This is a genomic window from Synechococcus sp. R60.1 (assembly GCF_047461835.1).
In the GTDB taxonomy this organism is placed as follows: Bacteria; Cyanobacteriota; Cyanobacteriia; order Thermostichales; family Thermostichaceae; genus Thermostichus.
This window is the reverse complement of sequence record NZ_JANSIA010000130.1, coordinates 1-2,861: the sequence shown is the minus strand read 5'-3', so window position 1 is coordinate 2,861 and position 2,861 is coordinate 1. Positions and strand designations below refer to the sequence as shown.

The window sequence follows — 2,861 nt, the reverse complement described above, 5'->3', positions numbered from 1 at the left end:
TTCCTCTGGGTACTGAGATGTTTCAGTTCCCCAGGTTCCCTCCACACCGCCTATGGGTTCAGCGGTGGGTGACCACCCATTCGGTGGCCGGGTTCTCCCATTCGGGGATCTGCGGATCAACGCCTGTTTGCGGCTCCTCGCAGCTTATCGCAGCTGACCACGCCCTTCATCGGCTCCTTGCTCCTAGGCATCCGCCGTGCGCCCTTAGTAGCTTGCCTACTTTGGCGCGCTTCTCGATGACTCCAGTCCAGTTGTCAAAGTGGAAATCGTTGGGTCCGTTGCCCGTACTGTGGGCGCCTCATCAGCCCAACCCTGAGCGCCCCGTAAGGCGCTGAGGGTTAGGTTGGTGGAGGCGACCGGATTTGAACCGGTGACCCCCTGCGTGCAAAGCAGGTGCTCTCCCGCTGAGCTACGCCCCCACTGGTGGGCGCGATTGGATTCGAACCAATGACCTCACCCTTATCAGGGGTGCGCTCTAACCGACTGAGCTACGCGCCCGTATGTGGCTCCCTCAAAACCGAGCAGGTAGTGCTTTGCGCGCCGTAGAGAGTTGCTTCCGTTAAAGGAGGTGATCCAGCCGCACCTTCCGGTACGGCTACCTTGTTACGACTTAGTCCCCCTTACCAGCCACACCTTCGGCGGCTCCCTCCCGTGTGGGTTAGGCGACCGACTTCGGGTGCAGCCGACTCGGGTGACTTGACGGGCGGTGTGTACAAGGCCCGGGAACGTATTCACGGCGGTATGGCTGACCCGCCGTTACTAGCGATTCCGCGTTCACGCAGTCGAGTTGCAGACTGCGATCCCAACTGAGGGTGGTTTTTTGGGATTCGCTCCCGCTCGCGCGTTGGCTGCCCTTTGTACCACCCATTGTAGCATGTGTGACGCCCTGGACGTAACCGCCATGCTGACTTGACGTCGTCCCCACCTTCCTCCGTGTTGACCACGGCAGTCTCCTCAGAGTGCCCGGCATGACCCGCTGGCAACAGAGGACAAGGGTTGCGCTCGTTGCGGGACTTAACCCAACACCTCACGGCACGAGCTGACGACAGCCATGCAACCGGTGTCCACGGGTCGGTGAGTTTCCCCACCGAGGCGCCCTATTTCTAGGGCGTTTCTCGTGGATGTCAAGCCCAGGTAAGGTTCTTCGGTTTGTATCGAATTAATCCACATGCTCCACCGCTTGTGCGGGCCCCCGTCAATTCCTTTGAGTTTCAACCTTGCGGCCGTACTCCCCAGGCGGGGCGCTTAATGCGTTAGCTTCGGCGCTGAGGGTTAATCCCCCAACACCTAGCGCCCATCGTTTAGGGCTGGGACTACAGGGGTATCTAATCCCTTTCGCTCCCCCAGCTTTCGCACCTCAGCGTCAGCAACGGGCCAGAGATCCGCCTTCGCCACTGGTGTTCCTCCCGATATCAATGCATTTCACCGCTACACCGGGAATTCCGATCTCCTCTCCCGTCCTCGAGCTCCGCAGTATCTGGTGCAGCCTCCCGGTTGAGCCGTGAGATTTCACACCAGACTTACGAAGCCGCCTACGTGCGCTTTACGCCCAGTAAATTCGGGCAACGCTCGCCCCCTACGTATTACCGCGGCTGCTGGCACGTAGTTAGCCGGGGCTTTTTCTGTGGGTACCGTCTGCGTTCGTCCCCACTAAAAGGAGTTTACACCCCGAAGGGCTTCGTCCTCCACGCGGCGTCGCTGGGTCAGGCTTGCGCCCATTGCCCAAAATTCCCGACTGCTGCCTCCCGTAGGAGTGGGGCCCGTGTCTCAGTGCCCCTCGGGCCGATCATCCTCTCAGACCGGCTACCCGTCGTCGGCTTGGTGAGCCATTACCTCACCAACAACCTGATAGGCCGCGGGCCCATCCCGAAGCGGAAACCCGTTTAGATGCCTTCGCCAAAGCCAAGGCATCCACATCCGGTATTAGCCCGAGTTTCCCCGGGTTATCCCAGTCTTCGGGGCAGGTTACCCACGTGTTACTCCGCCGTTCGCCGCTCTCGGCGCCCCGAAGGACGCCTACCGCTCGACTTGCATGTCTAAGGCACGCCGCCAGCGTTCGCCCTGAGCCAGGATCAAACTCTCCGTCAGAAAACGCAATCCCTGCTTACGCAGGCTCGTTTTCCAAGTTGACTGGCCTCGCAAAGCGTTCTTACCTGCCCGGTTTTCAAGGTTTATTCTGCGCTTGCCGCCGTTGCAACAAGCGCACGCGCCGACACGCCTTTCGGCAAAGCGTCGGCGAGTTGGATTATACCACATCCCAGGCGCGTTTGTCAAGGGCATCACCCTTCCGCACGCAGGTTCTGGGATCTCAAGGTATCGCTTCCGCCCCAAAGTCCCTTGCTCTGAGGCGGGCTATATATTACCATGCCCGCGACAGCGTTGTCAAGGGTTTAAGCCCGATTCGGGGCAAATTCCCCCCGAATTTCTGCCAATTCGCGGGGCTTCGGCTCAAAAAGGGCGTCGCCCCTACGCTCCGGGCTGCCGCACAACGCCCAGAAACAGCACCACACCCGTCGGCTGATGCACAATCGCAAACAGGAACGGGCGGTCTGCAACGAGGTTGAACTGGTCTATAGGCACGGAGGTCAAGCCTATGGTGACTCCCGTCGCCGCTGCGGCTTTGGTGCCCTCCTCGTCCACCTCCACCACCGCCTTTTGAATCGCCTTTTGGATGAACAGCCGCTCAGGCGACACATCGGCAATTCGGCTGAAGTCGGCGCGGTCGGGGTCAAACGCGACGCCCATCCCCAGCGCACTTAGCGGGGGCTTCAGGTCGCACTTCGCCTCGATCTTAAAGCGCGGCATCTGCAGACTGCCCTGCACCACGCGGAACGCCCCAAGCCACTTGCCCCAGTTTTCGG

Annotated in this window: 1 protein-coding gene, 2 tRNA genes, 1 rRNA gene and 1 other annotated feature (1 of these 5 running past the window's edge); all 4 genes read right to left on the bottom strand. The window is 60.4% G+C overall.

The window, feature by feature from the left end; all coding sequences use genetic code 11:
* Positions 1 to 218: a sequence feature (23S ribosomal RNA rRNA prediction is too short), on the bottom strand; it reaches 1,702 nt to the left of the window's first position.
* 126 nt (positions 219 to 344) lie between these two features.
* A tRNA-Ala gene (locus NW834_RS13210) sits at positions 345 to 419 on the bottom strand.
* Positions 420 to 421: 2 nt separating this feature from the next.
* Positions 422 to 498: transfer RNA gene (locus NW834_RS13205), tRNA-Ile, on the bottom strand.
* Between the two features lie 63 nt (positions 499 to 561).
* Positions 562 to 2,088: ribosomal RNA gene (locus NW834_RS13200) — 16S ribosomal RNA — on the bottom strand.
* A 378-nt stretch (positions 2,089 to 2,466) separates the two neighbouring features.
* Positions 2,467 to 2,861 (bottom strand): serpin family protein (locus tag NW834_RS13195; protein WP_414426345.1); only part of this gene is annotated, 395 nt, incomplete at its 5' end.